The organism is Streptomyces sp. (assembly GCF_036566765.1).
Lineage (GTDB): Bacteria > Actinomycetota > Actinomycetes > Streptomycetales > Streptomycetaceae > Streptomyces.
On sequence record NZ_DATCVQ010000683.1, the window covers coordinates 1 to 15,270 of the forward strand.

Annotated in this window: 14 protein-coding genes, 1 tRNA gene and 1 riboswitch; of the genes, 11 read left to right on the forward strand and 4 right to left on the reverse strand. The window is 70.5% G+C overall.

The window, feature by feature from the left end:
* The 8 genes from VIU94_RS39510 to VIU94_RS39545 form a co-directional block, all read left to right on the forward strand.
* Window positions 1–279, forward strand: a 279-nt coding sequence (locus VIU94_RS39510; protein WP_331919602.1) for a LysM peptidoglycan-binding domain-containing protein, incomplete at its 5' end; no start/stop codon positions are given.
* 276 nt (window positions 280–555) lie between these two features.
* Window positions 556–733: riboswitch (cyclic di-AMP (ydaO/yuaA leader) on the forward strand.
* A 2-nt stretch (window positions 734–735) separates the two neighbouring features.
* Window positions 736–1,425, forward strand: a complete 690-nt coding sequence (locus tag VIU94_RS39515; protein ID WP_331919604.1) for a transglycosylase family protein — start codon at window positions 736–738, stop codon at window positions 1,423–1,425.
* A 304-nt stretch (window positions 1,426–1,729) separates the two neighbouring features.
* Window positions 1,730–3,016 (forward strand): phosphopyruvate hydratase, encoded by a 1,287-nt coding sequence (gene eno / locus VIU94_RS39520; RefSeq protein WP_331919606.1) that lies wholly within the window; start codon window positions 1,730–1,732, stop codon window positions 3,014–3,016.
* 98 nt (window positions 3,017–3,114) lie between these two features.
* Complete coding sequence (locus tag VIU94_RS39525; protein ID WP_331919608.1) at window positions 3,115–3,588, forward strand: FtsB family cell division protein; 474 nt, start codon at window positions 3,115–3,117, stop codon at window positions 3,586–3,588.
* A 49-nt stretch (window positions 3,589–3,637) separates the two neighbouring features.
* Complete coding sequence (locus VIU94_RS39530) at window positions 3,638–4,180, forward strand: DUF501 domain-containing protein (protein ID WP_331919610.1); 543 nt, start codon at window positions 3,638–3,640, stop codon at window positions 4,178–4,180.
* On the forward strand, window positions 4,177–5,115 hold the full coding sequence (locus VIU94_RS39535; protein ID WP_331919612.1) for a Ppx/GppA phosphatase family protein: 939 nt from the start codon (window positions 4,177–4,179) through the stop codon (window positions 5,113–5,115). The genes VIU94_RS39530 and VIU94_RS39535 overlap by 4 nt, the downstream gene beginning before the upstream one ends.
* 369 nt (window positions 5,116–5,484) lie before the next feature.
* The gene (locus tag VIU94_RS39540; protein WP_331919614.1) at window positions 5,485–6,861 is read left to right on the forward strand and encodes an NAD(P)/FAD-dependent oxidoreductase; all 1,377 of its coding nucleotides are present in this window, start codon (window positions 5,485–5,487) and stop codon (window positions 6,859–6,861) included.
* A gap of 175 nt (window positions 6,862–7,036) precedes the next feature.
* The gene (locus VIU94_RS39545; protein ID WP_331919616.1) at window positions 7,037–8,335 is read left to right on the forward strand and encodes a class I SAM-dependent methyltransferase; all 1,299 of its coding nucleotides are present in this window, start codon (window positions 7,037–7,039) and stop codon (window positions 8,333–8,335) included.
* An 82-nt stretch (window positions 8,336–8,417) separates the two neighbouring features.
* Here the strand turns inward: VIU94_RS39545 and VIU94_RS39550 are convergent, their stop codons facing one another.
* Together VIU94_RS39550 and VIU94_RS39555 are read right to left on the reverse strand one after the other, a co-directional pair.
* Entirely contained in the window at window positions 8,418–10,952 is a 2,535-nt protein-coding gene (locus VIU94_RS39550) for an ABC transporter permease (RefSeq protein WP_331919618.1), read from the reverse strand.
* 78 nt (window positions 10,953–11,030) lie between these two features.
* Window positions 11,031–11,801: an ABC transporter ATP-binding protein gene (locus VIU94_RS39555; RefSeq protein ID WP_331919620.1), complete on the reverse strand. Its 771-nt coding sequence runs from the start codon at window positions 11,799–11,801 to the stop codon at window positions 11,031–11,033.
* Between the two features lie 384 nt (window positions 11,802–12,185).
* Between VIU94_RS39555 and VIU94_RS39560 the strand changes: the two genes are divergently transcribed.
* Window positions 12,186–12,267, forward strand: a tRNA-Leu gene (locus VIU94_RS39560).
* A gap of 174 nt (window positions 12,268–12,441) precedes the next feature.
* Window positions 12,442–13,314, forward strand: a complete 873-nt coding sequence (locus VIU94_RS39565) for a Bax inhibitor-1/YccA family protein (protein ID WP_331919622.1) — start codon at window positions 12,442–12,444, stop codon at window positions 13,312–13,314.
* Window positions 13,315–13,422: 108 nt separating this feature from the next.
* Here VIU94_RS39565 and VIU94_RS39570 read toward each other — a convergent pair whose 3' ends face one another.
* A complete protein-coding gene (locus VIU94_RS39570; RefSeq protein ID WP_331919624.1) occupies window positions 13,423–13,653 on the reverse strand; it encodes a DUF4287 domain-containing protein in 231 nt (76 codons plus the stop codon).
* A 100-nt stretch (window positions 13,654–13,753) separates the two neighbouring features.
* Here VIU94_RS39570 and VIU94_RS39575 point away from each other — a divergent pair, with 100 nt between their 5' ends.
* Window positions 13,754–14,083, forward strand: coding sequence for a hypothetical protein (locus tag VIU94_RS39575; protein ID WP_331919626.1), 330 nt, complete (start codon window positions 13,754–13,756; stop codon window positions 14,081–14,083).
* Window positions 14,084–14,108: 25 nt separating this feature from the next.
* On the opposite strand, the gene VIU94_RS39580 is transcribed toward VIU94_RS39575, so the two are convergent.
* Window positions 14,109–14,999 carry a hypothetical protein gene (locus VIU94_RS39580; protein ID WP_331919628.1) on the reverse strand — a complete coding sequence of 297 codons (891 nt, stop codon included), beginning with the start codon at window positions 14,997–14,999 and terminating at the stop codon, window positions 14,109–14,111.
* Between the last annotated feature and the right edge of the window lie 271 nt (window positions 15,000–15,270).

Consider the following 15,270-nt stretch of genomic DNA (forward strand, 5'->3'; position numbering starts at 1 on the left):
GCCGCGCCGGGTGACGAGGCGACACGTGACGCGGAGCGCCCCGGCATCGACGAAACCACCGGTAACGAGACGGATGCCGCCAAGGGTGCGAAGGGTGGAAACCCGGACAGCTCGGACGAGTACACCGTCCGCCCGGGCGACAGCCTCTCGGGGATCGTCGCCGAGCATGAACTCGACGGAGGCTGGAAGGCCCTCTACGCGGCCAACCGCGAGACCGTGGGTGCCGATCCGGACCTCATCCTCCCCGGTCAGAGCCTCGATCTGACCGACCGGAAGTAGCCGCCAGTGCGGGCGGTTCGACGCCGTATGTCCGGTTCTGCGCAAGTGAGACATGAGTCTCTTCGCCCCAACTGGCCCGACCCGCCCGCAAAGTTTGCTTCCGTCACCTCCCACCTGCGTAAACGGCGCGCGCAACTGGGCGGATAGGGGCGATTTTTCCCGGATGGGGCTCTTTGAACTTCTGATGGGTCTGTGTCTACGGTCGTCACCGCTCGCCACCGCGGGCCCCGTCGACCGGTAACGCCGAATCCTGCCGTCGGCCGATGGGAACAGTCGTCGCGTCAAGCGCCGTAGGCAGGAGTGGGGGACCCAAGGTAAGTGCCGGTCCCGGCCGTCGAGACAGTGACGGCCGATCGACCGGCTGGGGGTGAAGCCGCGTGCAACGACACGCGGCCGGGCAACTCTTCCGGCCCGAACCCGACAGCTCACCTCACAGGCGTCGGTGAGGAGAACTTCATGCTGCTTTCCGGCAAGGGCAAGCACCGCCGTGCCTCCAAGGCCACCCGCGTCGTCGCACTCGTCGGCGTCGCCGGTGTCGCCGTCGCCGCCCCGCTGATGACTGCGGGCGCCGCCTCGGCCGCCACCGCCTCCGAGTGGGACGCCGTCGCCCAGTGCGAGTCCGGCGGCAACTGGTCCATCAACACCGGCAACGGTTACTACGGCGGCCTGCAGTTCTCGGCCTCCACCTGGGCTGCCTACGGCGGCACCGCCTTCGCGGCCAGCGCCGACCAGGCCTCCAAGTCGCAGCAGATCCAGATAGCCGAGAAGGTCCTGGCCGGCCAGGGCAAGGGCGCCTGGCCGAGCTGTGGCGTGGGCCTCTCCAGCGCCGCGTACACCGGCGGCGCCGCCGAGCAGGCGCAGCCGGAGCGGAAGGCCGAGCAGCCGACCACCCGCAGCGAGCAGCGCACCGCGCCGAAGCCCGCCGCGAAGGCCAAGGCTGAGGCGAAGAAGACCGTCACCACCCCGACGGGCAAGAAGGTGAAGAAGGGCGACGGCGAGTACAAGGTCGTCGCCGGCGACACCCTGAGCAAGATCGCCGCCGCCCACGACGTCAAGGGCGGCTGGGCGAAGCTCTTCGAGCTGAACAAGGACATCCTGGACGACGCCGACCTGATCTACCCGGGTCAGCAGCTCCACCTGAAGTGAGTCCGCCGACCCGGGTGAGTCCGGCGGCTCACCCGGGTCGCGCGACCCTCCCGCGGTGACCACCCCGGTCCGGCGTGTTTCTTCCCCCGTACACGCCGGGCCGGGGTTTCCGCGTCCCCGAGGGGCGCGACCGATGGTTACCAGTGGGTAGAACGGGGGCTTTCACCCCGTGATGCCCGCGCTTGGGTCCTTTTTCGTCCCAGCGGGCGGGCACCCGACTGGCTGGGCGTCGCGAGCCGGATAGGCTCTTGTCGCAAGGCCAAGCGGACCTCTGCACTTTTCTCGCGTCACATCCCAGAAGGAGATGCTCGTGCCGTCCATCGACGTCGTCGTAGCCCGGGAAATCCTGGACTCCCGAGGCAACCCCACGGTCGAGGTCGAGGTCGGCCTCGACGACGGCAGCACCGGCCGTGCTGCCGTTCCGTCCGGCGCCTCCACCGGTGCGTTCGAGGCCCTGGAGCTTCGCGACGGTGACCCGAACCGTTACAAGGGCAAGGGTGTCGAGAAGGCCGTCCTCGCCGTCATCGAGCAGATCGGCCCGGAGCTCGTCGGCTACGACGCCACCGAGCAGCGCCTGATCGACCAGGCCATGTTCGACCTGGACGCCACCCCGGACAAGTCCTCGCTCGGCGCCAACGCCATCCTCGGCGTCTCCCTCGCCGTCGCGCACGCCGCGTCCGAGGCCTCGGACCTCCCGCTCTTCCGCTACCTCGGCGGCCCGAACGCGCACCTGCTGCCCGTTCCGATGATGAACATCCTCAACGGTGGGTCGCACGCCGACTCCAACGTGGACATCCAGGAGTTCATGATCGCCCCGATCGGCGCGGAGTCCTTCTCCGAGGCGCTGCGCTGGGGCGCCGAGATCTACCACACGCTCAAGGGCGTGCTGAAGCGCAAGGGCCTGTCCACCGGCCTCGGCGACGAGGGCGGCTTCGCCCCGAACCTCGAGTCGAACCGCGCCGCGCTCGACCTCATCATCGAGGCCATCAAGGAGGCCGGCTACACCCCGGGCTCCGACGTCGCGCTGGCGCTCGACGTCGCCGCGTCCGAGTTCTACAAGGACGGCGCGTACGAGTTCGAGGGCAAGTCCCGCACGGCCGCCGAGATGACCGAGTACTACGAGGAGCTCGTCTCCGCGTACCCGATGGTCTCCATCGAGGACCCGCTGTTCGAGGACGACTGGGACGGCTGGAAGATCCTCACCGACAAGCTGGGCGCCAAGGTCCAGATCGTCGGCGACGACCTCTTCGTCACCAACCCGGAGCGCCTGGCCCGTGGCATCGAGGAGGGCACCGCGAACGCCCTCCTGGTCAAGGTCAACCAGATCGGCTCGCTGACCGAGACCCTCGACGCCGTCGAGCTCGCCCAGCGCAACGGCTTCAAGTGCATGATGTCCCACCGCTCCGGCGAGACCGAGGACGTCACCATCGCCGACCTCGCGGTCGCGGTGAACTGCGGTCAGATCAAGACCGGCGCCCCGGCCCGCTCGGACCGCGTCGCCAAGTACAACCAGCTGCTGCGCATCGAGGAGATCCTCGACGACGCCGCGGTCTACGCCGGCCGCTCGGCGTTCCCCCGCTTCAAGGGCTGAGCACCCTTCAGGGCCGACGCCCTGAGCCTCCGTACGTCCCCGCACCCGGTCCCGTACCGTGTGCGGGGACGTTCGTACGTATAAGGGGAGGCGGGCACATGGCCGCGAAGGACCGGGACCGGTTCTCGACCGCGACCCGGCTGCGACTGCTCGGCGAGCAGACCGCCGCCCGTGTCTACCGCTCCCAGACCCGCCGGCAGGCCCGCCGCTCCCGGCTCACCGGCCGCGCCGCCTTCCTCGCCCTGATCGTCTGCTCGCTGGTGGTCGCGCTCGCGTACCCGATGCGGCAGTACGTCTCCCAGCGCGCCGAGATCTCCGACCAGGAGCGGCAGGCCGCCGAGGCGGCGCAGCGGGTCGAGGAGCTGCGCGACGAGAAGGCGCGGCTGCAGGACCCCGCGTACGTCCGCCGGCTCGCCCGCGAGCATCTGCACTACGTGATGCCGGGCGAGCGGGGCTTCACCGTGAACGACCCGGACGCGGCCGGCCGGCCCCGCCGCGACGACGGCGGCGGCGCCCGCGCCTGGTACTCCGACCTCTGGGAAGGCGTCGACCACGCCGACGCGCAGCGCTGAGGGATGATGGGGGCGACCCGGCTCCGACGACGAGAAGACTTGACCACGCATGGAAACGCCCCCTCCGCAGACCGAATCCACCGTGCCCACCGAGGCGGACGTCGCCGCGTTCGAGGCGCAGCTCGGCCGGCCGCCGCGCGGCCTGCGCGCGATCGCGCACCGCTGCCCGTGCGGCAACCCGGACGTCGTCGAGACCGCGCCGCGGCTCCCCGACGGGACCCCGTTCCCGACCACGTACTACCTCACCTGCCCGCGTGCGGCCTCGGCCATCGGCACGCTCGAGGCCAACGGGGTCATGAAGGAGATGCAGGCCCGGCTGGCCACCGACCCGGAGCTGGCCGCCGCGTACCGCGCCGCGCACGAGGACTACATCGCCCGCCGCGACGCCATCGAGGTCCTGGAGGGCTTCCCGAGCGCCGGCGGCATGCCGGACCGGGTCAAGTGCCTGCACGTGCTGGTCGGCCACTCGCTGGTCGCCGGCCCGGGCGTGAACCCGTTCGGCGACGAGGCGATCGCCATGCTGCCGGAGTGGTGGGCGAAGGGCCCGTGCGTCACGCCGGGCACGGAGAAGGAAGAGGGGGCGGCGGAATGACGCGGGTCGCGGCAATCGACTGCGGTACGAACTCCATCCGCCTGCTGGTCGCCGACGTGGCTGTGCCCGATAGCGCCTCCGGCGCGGGCCAGAGGGGCGAGCTGATCGAGCTGGACCGACGGATGACGATCGTCCGGCTCGGCCAAGGCGTCGACCGGACCGGCCGGCTGGCCCCCGAGGCGCTGGAGCGGACCTTCGCGGCCTGCCGCGCGTACGCCGACGTGATCAAGGAGCTGGGCGCGGAGCGGGTGCGCTTCGTGGCGACCTCCGCCTCCCGCGACGCCGAGAACCGGGACGAGTTCGTCGCCGGTGTCCTGGACATCCTGGGCGTCGAGCCCGAGGTGATCTCCGGCGACCAGGAGGCCGAGTTCTCCTTCACCGGTGCGACCTCCGAGCTGGACGGGGACGACCGGTACCTGGTGGTGGACATCGGCGGCGGCTCCACCGAGTTCGTCGTCGGCAACCGGCACGTCGAGGCCGCCCGTTCGGTCGACGTCGGCTGCGTCCGGCTCACCGAGCGCCATGTGCGGCACGACCCGGTGAGCGCCGAGGAGATCGCCGCGATCCGCGCCGACGTCCGCGCGGCGCTCGACCTGGCCGAGGAGACCGTCCCGATCGCGCAGGCCGAGACCCTGGTGGGTCTGGCCGGCTCGGTCACCACCGTGGCCGCGATCGCGCTCGGCCTCCCCGCGTACGACTCGGAGAAGATCCACCGCGCCCGGATCTCGTACGAGCAGGTCGTCGAGGTCACCGACCGGCTGTTCGCGTCCACGCACGACGAGCGCGCCGCGATCCCCGTGATGCACCCCGGGCGGGTGGACGTCATCGTCGCCGGGGCCCTGGTGCTGCGGGAGATCATGGAGCGGATCGGGGCCCGCGAGGTCGTGGTCAGCGAGCACGACATTCTCGACGGAATCGCCCTGTCCGTGGCATAAGGGTGAGTCGCCGCGTCGCCCGGCGACCACCCGTCGGAGGAACTTCGTGAAGTTCTTCACAAGAAAAAGGCCCTGATAGGAGCCGAGGAGGGTCTTCTGAGCCTCCGAAGCCCCTGTCGGGGCTCTTTCGTAGGTGCGAGGGCGAGTTCGCTCGATGTTTCCATCGCGTGAATGCGTCCTGTGGTTCTTCGTTAAGAACGGCTCTCTGGGCCAGTTCAACAGGGGTGAACAACGTTCGCCGCTGCACCGTGGTTCCTTTGCGCCACCATGACCTGGATCACGCGGGCGGCGGAGTGTAGCAGAGGTGCCCGAGGTGCTTGTGAAGGGGCTCACGAGCGACCCCCTCCAGGGGGGTGGATACTCGATGGCATGAGCACCACGGAGCGTCCCAGGATCCTCGTAGTAGGCGGTGGGTACGTAGGCCTGTACGCAGCTCGGCGCATCCTCAAGAAGATGCGCTACGCGGAGGCGACCGTCACGGTCGTCGACCCGCGGTCGTACATGACCTACCAGCCCTTCCTCCCCGAAGCCGCCGCCGGCAGCATCTCGCCGCGCCATGTCGTCGTCCCGCTGCGACGCGTCGTGCGTGGAGCCGAGGTGCTCACCGGTCGGGTCACCACCATCGACCAGGACCGCAAGGTCGCCACGATCGCGCCCCTCGTGGGCGAGGCGTACGAGCTGCCTTTCGACTACCTGGTGATCGCGCTCGGCGCCGTCTCCCGCACCTTCCCGATCCCCGGCCTCGCCGAGCAGGGCATCGGCATGAAGGGCATCGAGGAGGCCATCGGCCTGCGCAACCACGTCCTCGAGCAGCTCGACAAGGCCGACTCGACCACCGACGAGGAGGTCCGCCGCAAGGCGCTGACCTTCGTCTTCGTGGGCGGCGGCTTCGCCGGCGCGGAGACCGTCGGCGAGATCGAGGACATGGTCCGCGACGCGTCGAAGTACTACCAGAACGTGAAGCGCGAGGACATGCGCTTCATCCTGGTCGACGCCGCCGACAAGATCCTTCCCGAGGTCGGCCCGAAGCTCGGCCAGTACGGCAAGGAGCACCTCGAGAGCCGCGGCATCGAGATCTACCTCCAGACCTCGATGGACTCCTGCGTCGACGGCCACGTGGTGCTGAAGAACGGCCTCGAGGTCGACTCCAACACCATCGTGTGGACCGCCGGCGTCAAGCCGAACCCGGCGCTCGCCCGCTTCGGTCTCCCGCTCGGCCCCCGCGGCCACGTGGACACCTCCGAGAAGCTCCAGGTCCAGGGCACCGACTACATCTGGGCCGCGGGCGACAACGCCCAGGTCCCGGACGTCGCCTCCCGCAAGGCCGGCGTCGAGAACGCCTGGTGCCCGCCGAACGCCCAGCACGCGCTGCGCCAGGCCAAGGTCCTCGGCGACAACGTGGTGTCCGGGATGCGAGGCTTCCCGCAGAAGACCTACGAGCACTCCAACAAGGGCGCCGTCGCGGGTCTCGGTCTGCACAAGGGCGTCGCGATGATCGTCATGGGCAAGATGAAGATCAAGCTCAAGGGCCGTCTCGCCTGGTACATGCACCGTGGCTACCACGGCATGGCCATGCCGACCTGGAACCGCAAGATCCGCGTCTTCGCCGACTGGACCCTCGCGATGTTCCTCAAGCGCGAGGTCGTCTCGCTCGGCGCGATCGAGTCGCCGCGCGAGGAGTTCTACGAGGCGGCCAAGCCGGCTCCGGCTCCGGCCAAGGCGCCGGAGAAGGCCAAGGCCTCCTGACGCCCGCCTGAAGCAACGCAGTACCCCTGAAGGGGCCGTCCGCCATCCGTGGTGCGGACGGCCCCTTCGGTGTGTTTCGCGCGGGTGTTGCGCGGAAAAGGGGACTTAAATCGCCTACCGACGGTGTTCACATGGTGACGAGTAGCTGGGGCACGAGACCACGGAGGTGTGCACCATGGCCGACGCCGCACTGCGGCTGACCGCTCTTGCCGAGGAACTGCTGGGCAGCCCGCTCCAGGTGCGACTGCGTGCCTGGGACGGCAGCGAGGCAGGGCCCCCCGGGGGACCGGTGCTGATCGTCCGGCAGCGACGCGCCCTGCGCCGGCTGCTGTGGAAGCCCGGCGAGCTGGGCCTCGCCCGGGCCTGGGTGGCCGGCGAGATCGACGTCGAGGGAGACCTGTACGAGTTCCTGGACCGGCTCGCCGGGCACCTCTGGGACCGCGACACGGACGCCGGGCGCGCCGTGCACCCGCTCCGCGACCCGCGACTGCGCGCCGCGGCCCTCGCCCTGCTGAAGCTCGCCGGGCCCTTCCCGCCGCCCCCGCCGCCGGCCGAGGAGATGCGCCGGCGCTCCGGCCGGCTGCACACCAAGCGGCGCGACAAGCAGGCGATCAGCCACCACTACGACGTGGGCAACGACTTCTACGAGCTGGTCCTCGGGCCCTCGATGGTCTACTCGTGCGCGTACTGGACGGACGGCGGGACGCTTGAGGACGCCCAGCGCGACAAGCTCGACCTGATCGCCCGCAAGCTCGCCCTGAAGCCCGGCGACCGGCTGCTCGACGTGGGCTGCGGCTGGGGCTCCATGGCGATCCACGCGGCCCGCGAGTACGGCGTCCAGGTCGTCGGCGTCACGCTCTCCCGGGAGCAGGCCGCCTTCGCGCGCAAGCGCGTCGCGGACGAGGGGCTCACCGACAAGGTCGAGATCCGGGTCCAGGACTACCGGGACGTCAAGGACGGCCCGTACGACGCGATCTCCTCGATCGGCATGGCCGAGCACGTCGGCGCGGTGCGCTACCGGGAGTACGCGGACACCCTGTACGCGCTCCTGAAGCCCGGCGGGCGGCTGCTCAACCACCAGATCTCCCGGCGGCCGGAGCGGGACGAGGACGCGTACCACGTGGACGAGTTCATCGACGCGTACGTCTTCCCCGACGGCGAGCTCGCCCCGATGGGCAGCACCCTCGCCACCCTGGAGGACGCCGGCTTCGAGGTGCGGGACGTGGAGGCGCTGCGGGAGCACTACGCGCTGACGCTGCGGCGCTGGGTGGCGAACCTGGAGGGGCACTGGGCCCGGGCGGTCAAGCTGACCTCGCCGGGCCGGGCCCGGATCTGGCGGCTGTACATGGCCGCCTCCGCGGTGTCCTTCGAGCGCAACCGGATCGGCGTGAACCAGTTCCTGGCGGTGCGCACGCCGGAGTCGGGGGCGAGCGGGCTGCCGCTGCGATCCCGGCGGTGGACCGAAGGCGACTAGGACGGCAGGACGGCAGGACGGCATGGCGAAGGGCCGAGCCCCGTACGGGACCCGGCCCTTGCCTCTGCGCGTACTGCCTCGGCTACTCGGCCTTGATGGCGGACAGCATGTTCAGCCGCGCGGCGCTGCGGGCCGGCCACAGGGCGGCGAGGACGCCGACCAGTCCGGCGAGGACCAGGAAGATCCCGATCCGGTCCCAGGGCAGCACCAGCGCGTAGCCCGGCAGGCTGGACTTGAAGGTCTCGCCGACCGCCCAGCCGAGGAACGAGCCGAGCCCGATGCCGACCACCGCGCCGAACAGCGAGATGACCACGGCCTCCAGACGGACCATCCGCTTCACGCGGCGGCGGTCCAGGCCGATCGCCCGCAGCATTCCGATCTCCTGCTGCCGCTCGAAGACCGACATCGCCAGGGTGTTCACCACACCCAGGACGGCGATGATCAGGGCCATCGCGAGCAGGCCGTACATGATGTTCAGCAGCATGTTGATCGGGCCGCCGAAGGCGTCACGGATGTCCTGCTTGTCCATCACGGTCATGGCCGGGTTGTCGCCGAGCGCCTTGACCAGCGCGCCCTCGTTGGCCGTCGACTCTCCGCCGTCCATGCGGACGAAGATCTGCGGGATGAACGGCTTCTCCTCGTGGGCGTCGAGGATCTTCGAGTCCAGCACGAAGGGGGAGACGAACTCGCTCCCCTCGAAGACCGCGCCGACCTTCAGGGTGGCCTTCGCCTTGTCGCCGAAGACGACCGGCAGCGCGTCGCCGACCTTCCAGCCCTGCTTCTTCGCGGTCGACTCGGCGACCGCGACCTGACCCTGCGCCAGCGAGCCCAGGTCGCCGCCGACGGTCTTGAGGTTCAGCACCTTCTCGACGTCGCCGGGGGTGACGCCGGAGGCCGACTGGAAGTCGCCCTTGATCTCGAAGTAGCCGGACTGCTGCGGGGAGACCGCGCTGACGCCCGGGGCCTTCTTCAGCGCGGTCAGGGCCGAGCCGTCGAGACCGGGGCCCGCGCCGTCCGCCATCGTGACCATGTAGTCGGCCTTGACCTGGTCGACGGTCGCCTTGTCCAGGGCCGAGCCGACCGTGGCGCCGAGCACCGACAGACCGGTCACGAGGGTGAGGCCGATGGCCAGCGCGGAGGCGGTGGCGCCGGTACGGCGCGGGTTGCGCACCGCGTTCTGGCCGGCCAGCTTGCCCGCCACGCCGAAGCCCTTCAGGACCGGCTTCAGCAGCGCGATCACCGGGCGGGACAGCAGCGGGATCAGGATGATCACGCCGACCAGCGCGCAGAACGCGCCGCCGCCGACCAGCATCCGGCCCGTGTCGCCGGCCTTGGAGGCGCCCGTGACGATCAGCAGCGCGCCGAGCGCGGTGATCGCCCCGCCGATGGAGTTGCGCAGCACCAGCGACTTGACGGTGGCGACCGCGTGGACGCTGCTCATCGCCGCCACCGGAGGGATCTTCGCGGCGCGGCGGCCGGGCAGGTAGGCGGCCACCATCGTGATGATCACGCCGACGGCGAGGGCCGCGACGATCGGGGCGGCGCCCAGGATCAGCGGGCCGTCCGGCACCTTCAGGCCGAAGGCGGACATGCCCGAGCGCAGCCCGGTGGCCAGGCCGATGCCGAGGCAGTACCCGACGACGGAGGCGATCAGGCCGACCAGGAAGGCCTCGATGAGGACGGACCGGGTGATCTGCCGGCGCGAGGCGCCGACGGCGCGCATCAGGGCCAGTTCCTTGGTGCGCTGGGCGACCAGCATCGTGAACGTGTTCGCGATCAGGAAGACGCCGACGAAGAGCGCGATGGCGGCGAAGCCGAGCAGGACCTGCTTGAGCGCGCCGAGGCCGCTCTCGATCTCCTCGGCCTGCTGGTCGGCGAGGGCCTGCCCGGTCTGGGCCGTCGCGAACTTCGGGAGCAGCGGCACGATCTCGTCGACGAGCTCGGTGTCGTCGGCGCCGGGGGCGGCGGTGACGGTGGCGTCGGAGAACCAGCCCGGCTTCAGGTAGAGCTTCTGCGCCTCGGCGGTGTCGAAGAGGATCAGGCTGCCGCCGGCGTTCACCGCGCCGTCCTCGGTGGTGAAGACGCCGGAGAGGGTGTACTCCGCGACCGGGCCGTTGGTGGCCACGCGGACGGCGTCGCCGACCTTGTAACCGCCCTTGGCCGCGGTCTCCTTGTCGAGGGCGACCTGGCCGGCCGCCGTCGGGCCGGAGCCGTCGGTGAAGTCGTACGCGGCGTCCTGGCCGTCCTTGCCGGGCGCGAAGTTGGTGCCCTTGTTGGACCAGCCGACGCCGATCAGCTTGCCGTCCTTGTCGGCCACGCCGGCGAAGCCGTCGACCCGGCCGGTGGCGGACTCGACGCCCTTCACCTTGCCGATCTTGTCGAGGACCTGCTGGGAGAGACCGGGGGTCTTCGCCGCGTCCTCGGGGTTCGGCCGCGCGCCGACGGCGACGGCGACGTCGTCGTAGCTCTTGGCGGACTGGTTGCGGAAGGCGTTGGAGAGGGTGTCGGTGAAGACCAGGGTGCCGGAGACGAAGGCCACGCCGAGCATCACGGCGAGCACGGTCATCAGCAGCCTGGCCTTGTGCGCGAGCACGTTGCGCAAGGCGGTACGGAACATATGTGTGTCCTGGAGTGGGGGCCGCGGGGGCCGGAGGTGTCGAGAGGCGCGGGAACCGGGGCCGGGCCCCGGGAGCCGTCAGCTCGTGCGGCCCTTCGCGTCGAAGGCCTTCATCCGGTCGAGGACGCCGTCCGCCGTGGGGCGCAGCATCTCGTCGACGATCCGGCCGTCCGCGAGGAAGATGACCCGGTCCGCGTAGGAGGCGGCCACCGGGTCGTGGGTGACCATGACGACGGTCTGGCCGAGCTCGCGCACCGAGTTGCGCAGGAAGCCCAGGACCTCGGCGCCGGCGCGCGAGTCCAGGTTTCCGGTGGGCTCGTCGCCGAAGATGATCTCGGGGCGGGAGGCCAGCGCGCGGGCGACGGCGACGCGCTGCTGCTGGCCGCCGGAGAGCTGCGCGGGGCGGTGGCTGAGCCGGTCGGAGAGCCCGATCATGTCGATGACCTGACGCACCCACTGCTGGTCGGGCTTGCGGCCCGCGATGTCCATCGGGAGCGTGATGTTCTCCAGCGCGGTGAGCGTCGGCAGCAGGTTGAACGCCTGGAAGATGAAGCCGATCTTGTCCCGGCGCAGCTGGGTGAGCTGCTTGTCCTTCAGAGTGCCGAGCTCGGTCTCGCCGATCCGGACCGAGCCGGAGCTGAAGGAGTCGAGGCCGGCCACGCAGTGCATCAGCGTCGACTTGCCGGAGCCCGAGGGGCCCATGATCGCGGTGAACTCGCCCTGCCGGAAGTCCACGGTGACCCCGTCCAGGGCGACCACCTGGGTCTCGCCCTGTCCGTAGACCTTGCTCAGATCCATGGCGCGGGCGGCCACCGCGGTGGCGCGGGAGACGGTGGGGGTGGTGGTCACGGGGGCTCCTCGGGACGAGTGGTTCGGAACCCCTCCATCGTCTCGGCCGTGCGTTCGCCGGTCGTCCGTCCACGTGCCCGTTCCCGGGGCAGTCTCGAGTCGGACCGGCCGCCCCGTCCCTCCTCCTGAGGTATGACGGCGACCCTGAGCCCCGAGCCGGGCCGGTACCCCGTGGGGGAATGCGTCACGGAGCGACGACTTTTCGTCATTCCCACGTGTACACCTTTGCGCCTGCGAGCCCCGTCACAGTTTGCCCGAACGCCCTCCACCTGCACTGACGCACCCTCAGACGTCAATAAAATAAGACAACATCGGGCCATCGTTCCGCTGAACGAGGGATGCGTCCCGATAGGCTCATGTTGCTTACGCGGAGCCGCGTGCCACGCCCGGATGGTGGAATGCAGACACGGCGAGCTTAAACCTCGCTGGCCTTCGGGCCGTGCCGGTTCGAGTCCGGTTCCGGGCACTTTGTCCCCCGAGCCCCTCTCGGGCCCCTCATCGGCCCCACTCGGGGCCCCACTCGGGCCCCCTTCGCGACTCTTCATGATCGGAAAAGATCCTCCCCGAGCACTAGGGAGATTCTTTTGCTTCCGCATTACTCTTGACGCAAGGCCGCGCAGCGCGGCCACGGAGGAGTGAGATGAGGAGCAGTAACCCGGTCTTCTCGCGACGGGGGTTCAGCCGCGACAACGGCTACGCGGGCTTCAACGCGCAGCAGCCGCAGGCCGGGGGCCCCGCCGTCGGAACGAACCCGTACGCCCAGGGCGCCGGCAACCCGTACGCCACCAACCCGTACGCCCCGCAGGACACGCAGTACGGCGCCCCCGCGCCGGTCCGCACCGGCGGCATGACGATGGACGACGTCGTCACGCGCACGGCCATGACGCTGGGCACCGTCGTCGTCGGCGCGGTCCTCGCCTGGACCCTGCTGCCGGTGTCGCCCACCAGCTTCGGCCTGGCCATCGGCGCGGCGCTGGTGGCCTTCGTCCTGGCGATCGTGCAGTCCTTCAAGCGGACCCCGTCGCCCGCGCTGATCATCGGCTACGCCGCGTTCGAGGGCGTCTTCCTCGGCGTGATCAGCGAGATGTACAACGCGCAGTGGTCCGGCGCCCCGTTCCAGGCCGTGCTCGGCACGATGGCCGTCTCCGGCGCCACGCTGTTCATGTACAAGCAGCGCTGGATCCGCGTCACCGCCCGCTACGCCCGCATCGGCATGACCATCGCGATCGCCTTCGTGGTCGTCCTGGCGGTCAACCTGCTGCTCAGCGTCTTCGGCGCGGTCGAGGACGGCGGACTGCGCAGCTTCGGCCCGCTGGGAGCGATCGTCGGCATCCTGGCCATCCTGATCGGCTGCTTCTTCCTCACCCTGGACTTCAAGCAGATCGAGGACGGCGTCGCCTACGGCGCTCCGCGCGAGGAGTCCTGGCTGGCCGCGTTCGGCCTGACCATGTCCCTCGTCTGGATCTACCTGGAGATGCTGCGTCTCGTCGCGATCTTCTCCGGCGACGATTAATCCCCCAGGGGAGCCTTCACAGGCGCGAGCGAAGGGCCCGTCCGGCGTACTGCCGGGCGGGCCCTTCGGTTTGACGGGGTGCTGGGAAGGGGGTGCTCGGCGGGGTCGTCAGAGCAGCCGGCGGGCGGCTCGACGGAGGTCGTACTCGTGGATGATCGCCTTCGCGTGTCCGTACGCGAGGTCGTGCTCGCCTCGGAGCCAGCTGACCTTCTCCTCGAAGCGGACGAGCGAAGGGCCTTCTTCCACGGTGCGCAGCCAGTCGGACACTTCACGACCGGTGCAATGGGGGATGCGGGCGAGCAGGTTGCGATGGGTTTCTTCGGAGAAGACGTGGGACATCGGCGCCTCCGGACGCGTATTGCCGTGTGCTCCTTCACGTCACCGTGCCTGAGCGTTCGCCCGTTGGCAACAGTCCCTCGACGGCGCGTAGGGTCACGCCGTGCTTGATACGAGTGAACTGACGGCCGCCGTGGAGCGGTTCGCCGACCGGCTGCGGGCCGCCCCGCACAGCCGGCTGCAACGCGGCGCGGCCGCCGAGGGGCTGGCGCTGGCCAGGGAGTTGTCCGCGCGGGCGCAGCGCGTCGAGGCGCCCGGGACCGAGCCGCGGGTCATGCCGGACGCCGGGCTGTTCACGGTCGCGGACCAGCTCCTGGTCGCCGGGAACGATCTGGTGGAGATTCTGCGAACGGCCCCGTCCGGCGTCCCCGAGGGGGAGTTGGACGAGGCCGTGAGGTCGGTACGGGAGGCGATGGCGCGCTCCGGGCTGTGACGGGCCCTGGGACCGGCTCTGCGGGTCAGAGAGAGGCGATGACGCGGTCCGCGAGGATGTAGACGTTGTCGTCGTCCTCCGCGTCGCCGCAGGCGAACGTCAGCGCGTACGCGCCGGAGATCCCCGAGCCGCCGAGCAGGACCGGGCTCTTGCCCAGGCGCAGTGCCTCGGCGAGCCGCTCCGCCGTCTCGCGGTGGCCGGGGGTCATGCAGAGCGTGGTGCCGTCGGCGAAGACGTACACGTCGAGCGTGCCGAGCGGGCCGGGGCGCACGTCGGTCAGCGCGGTGCGGTCCTCGGCGAGCTCCTCCAGGCGGGCCACGGTGCGCTCGTGGTCGGTGACGACCGCGTCGCCGACGGGCCGGACCGGGACGAAGTCGGGGTGCGAGGGGTGGCGGCGGCGGGCCGCGGCCAGCTCCGGGGAGTCCTCGGCGTACTCGGTGAACTCCGGCAGTTCGTCGAGCGCCTCCTCCAGGGCGGCGGCGTCGAGCGCCGGGGCGTCCAGGGCGGCGGAGGAGGCGTCGAGCGCGGCGGCCTCCAGCTCCATCGCCTCCAGGCCGAGCGCCTCCAGGCCCGCGAAGTCGGCCTGGCGCGGCACGTAGAACGGGCCGTCGTCGCCGGGGCCGGCCAGGCCGCCGAGCAGGGACGGGGCGTCGGCGGCGTCCCGGGCCTCCTGCGCGGCCCAGAAGGCCCGCGCCTCGGCCAGCTCGCGCTCGCGCTCCTCGGCCAGAGCCTCGGCGACGGCCTCCCGTATCTCGACGGCGGGGGTCTGCCGGGCGTGCGGGACGGTGGCGCCGTGCGAGGCGGCGAGGTCGCTCCGCAGGGCGGTGACCTGCTTACGGAGACCGTGGGCGGCGTGCAGGGCAGCGGCGCCCACCACCGTGGCGGCGGCCGTGGTCACCAGCAGGGCAAGAGACATGGCGCTCACTGACGTACTCCCGTTCCGAGTCGATCCCCCGACTTCCTACATCAGCTTGTCCCGGGGCGGGACCCCCTGTCAGTGCATTACGTCACGAAATGGACAGGTATTTGTGCCTGGTGTTTAGTCCCGTAACTGCTGTGACCTGGGAAAACGACTCTCCCCCGGGACATAGGTCACATCCTGGGGGAGATTCGGTCACGGCTCGGACGCGGGGCGGTTAGCGAAGCCGCGTCAGGACAGGCGTGCCAAGGCTCAGCGCCATGGCTCA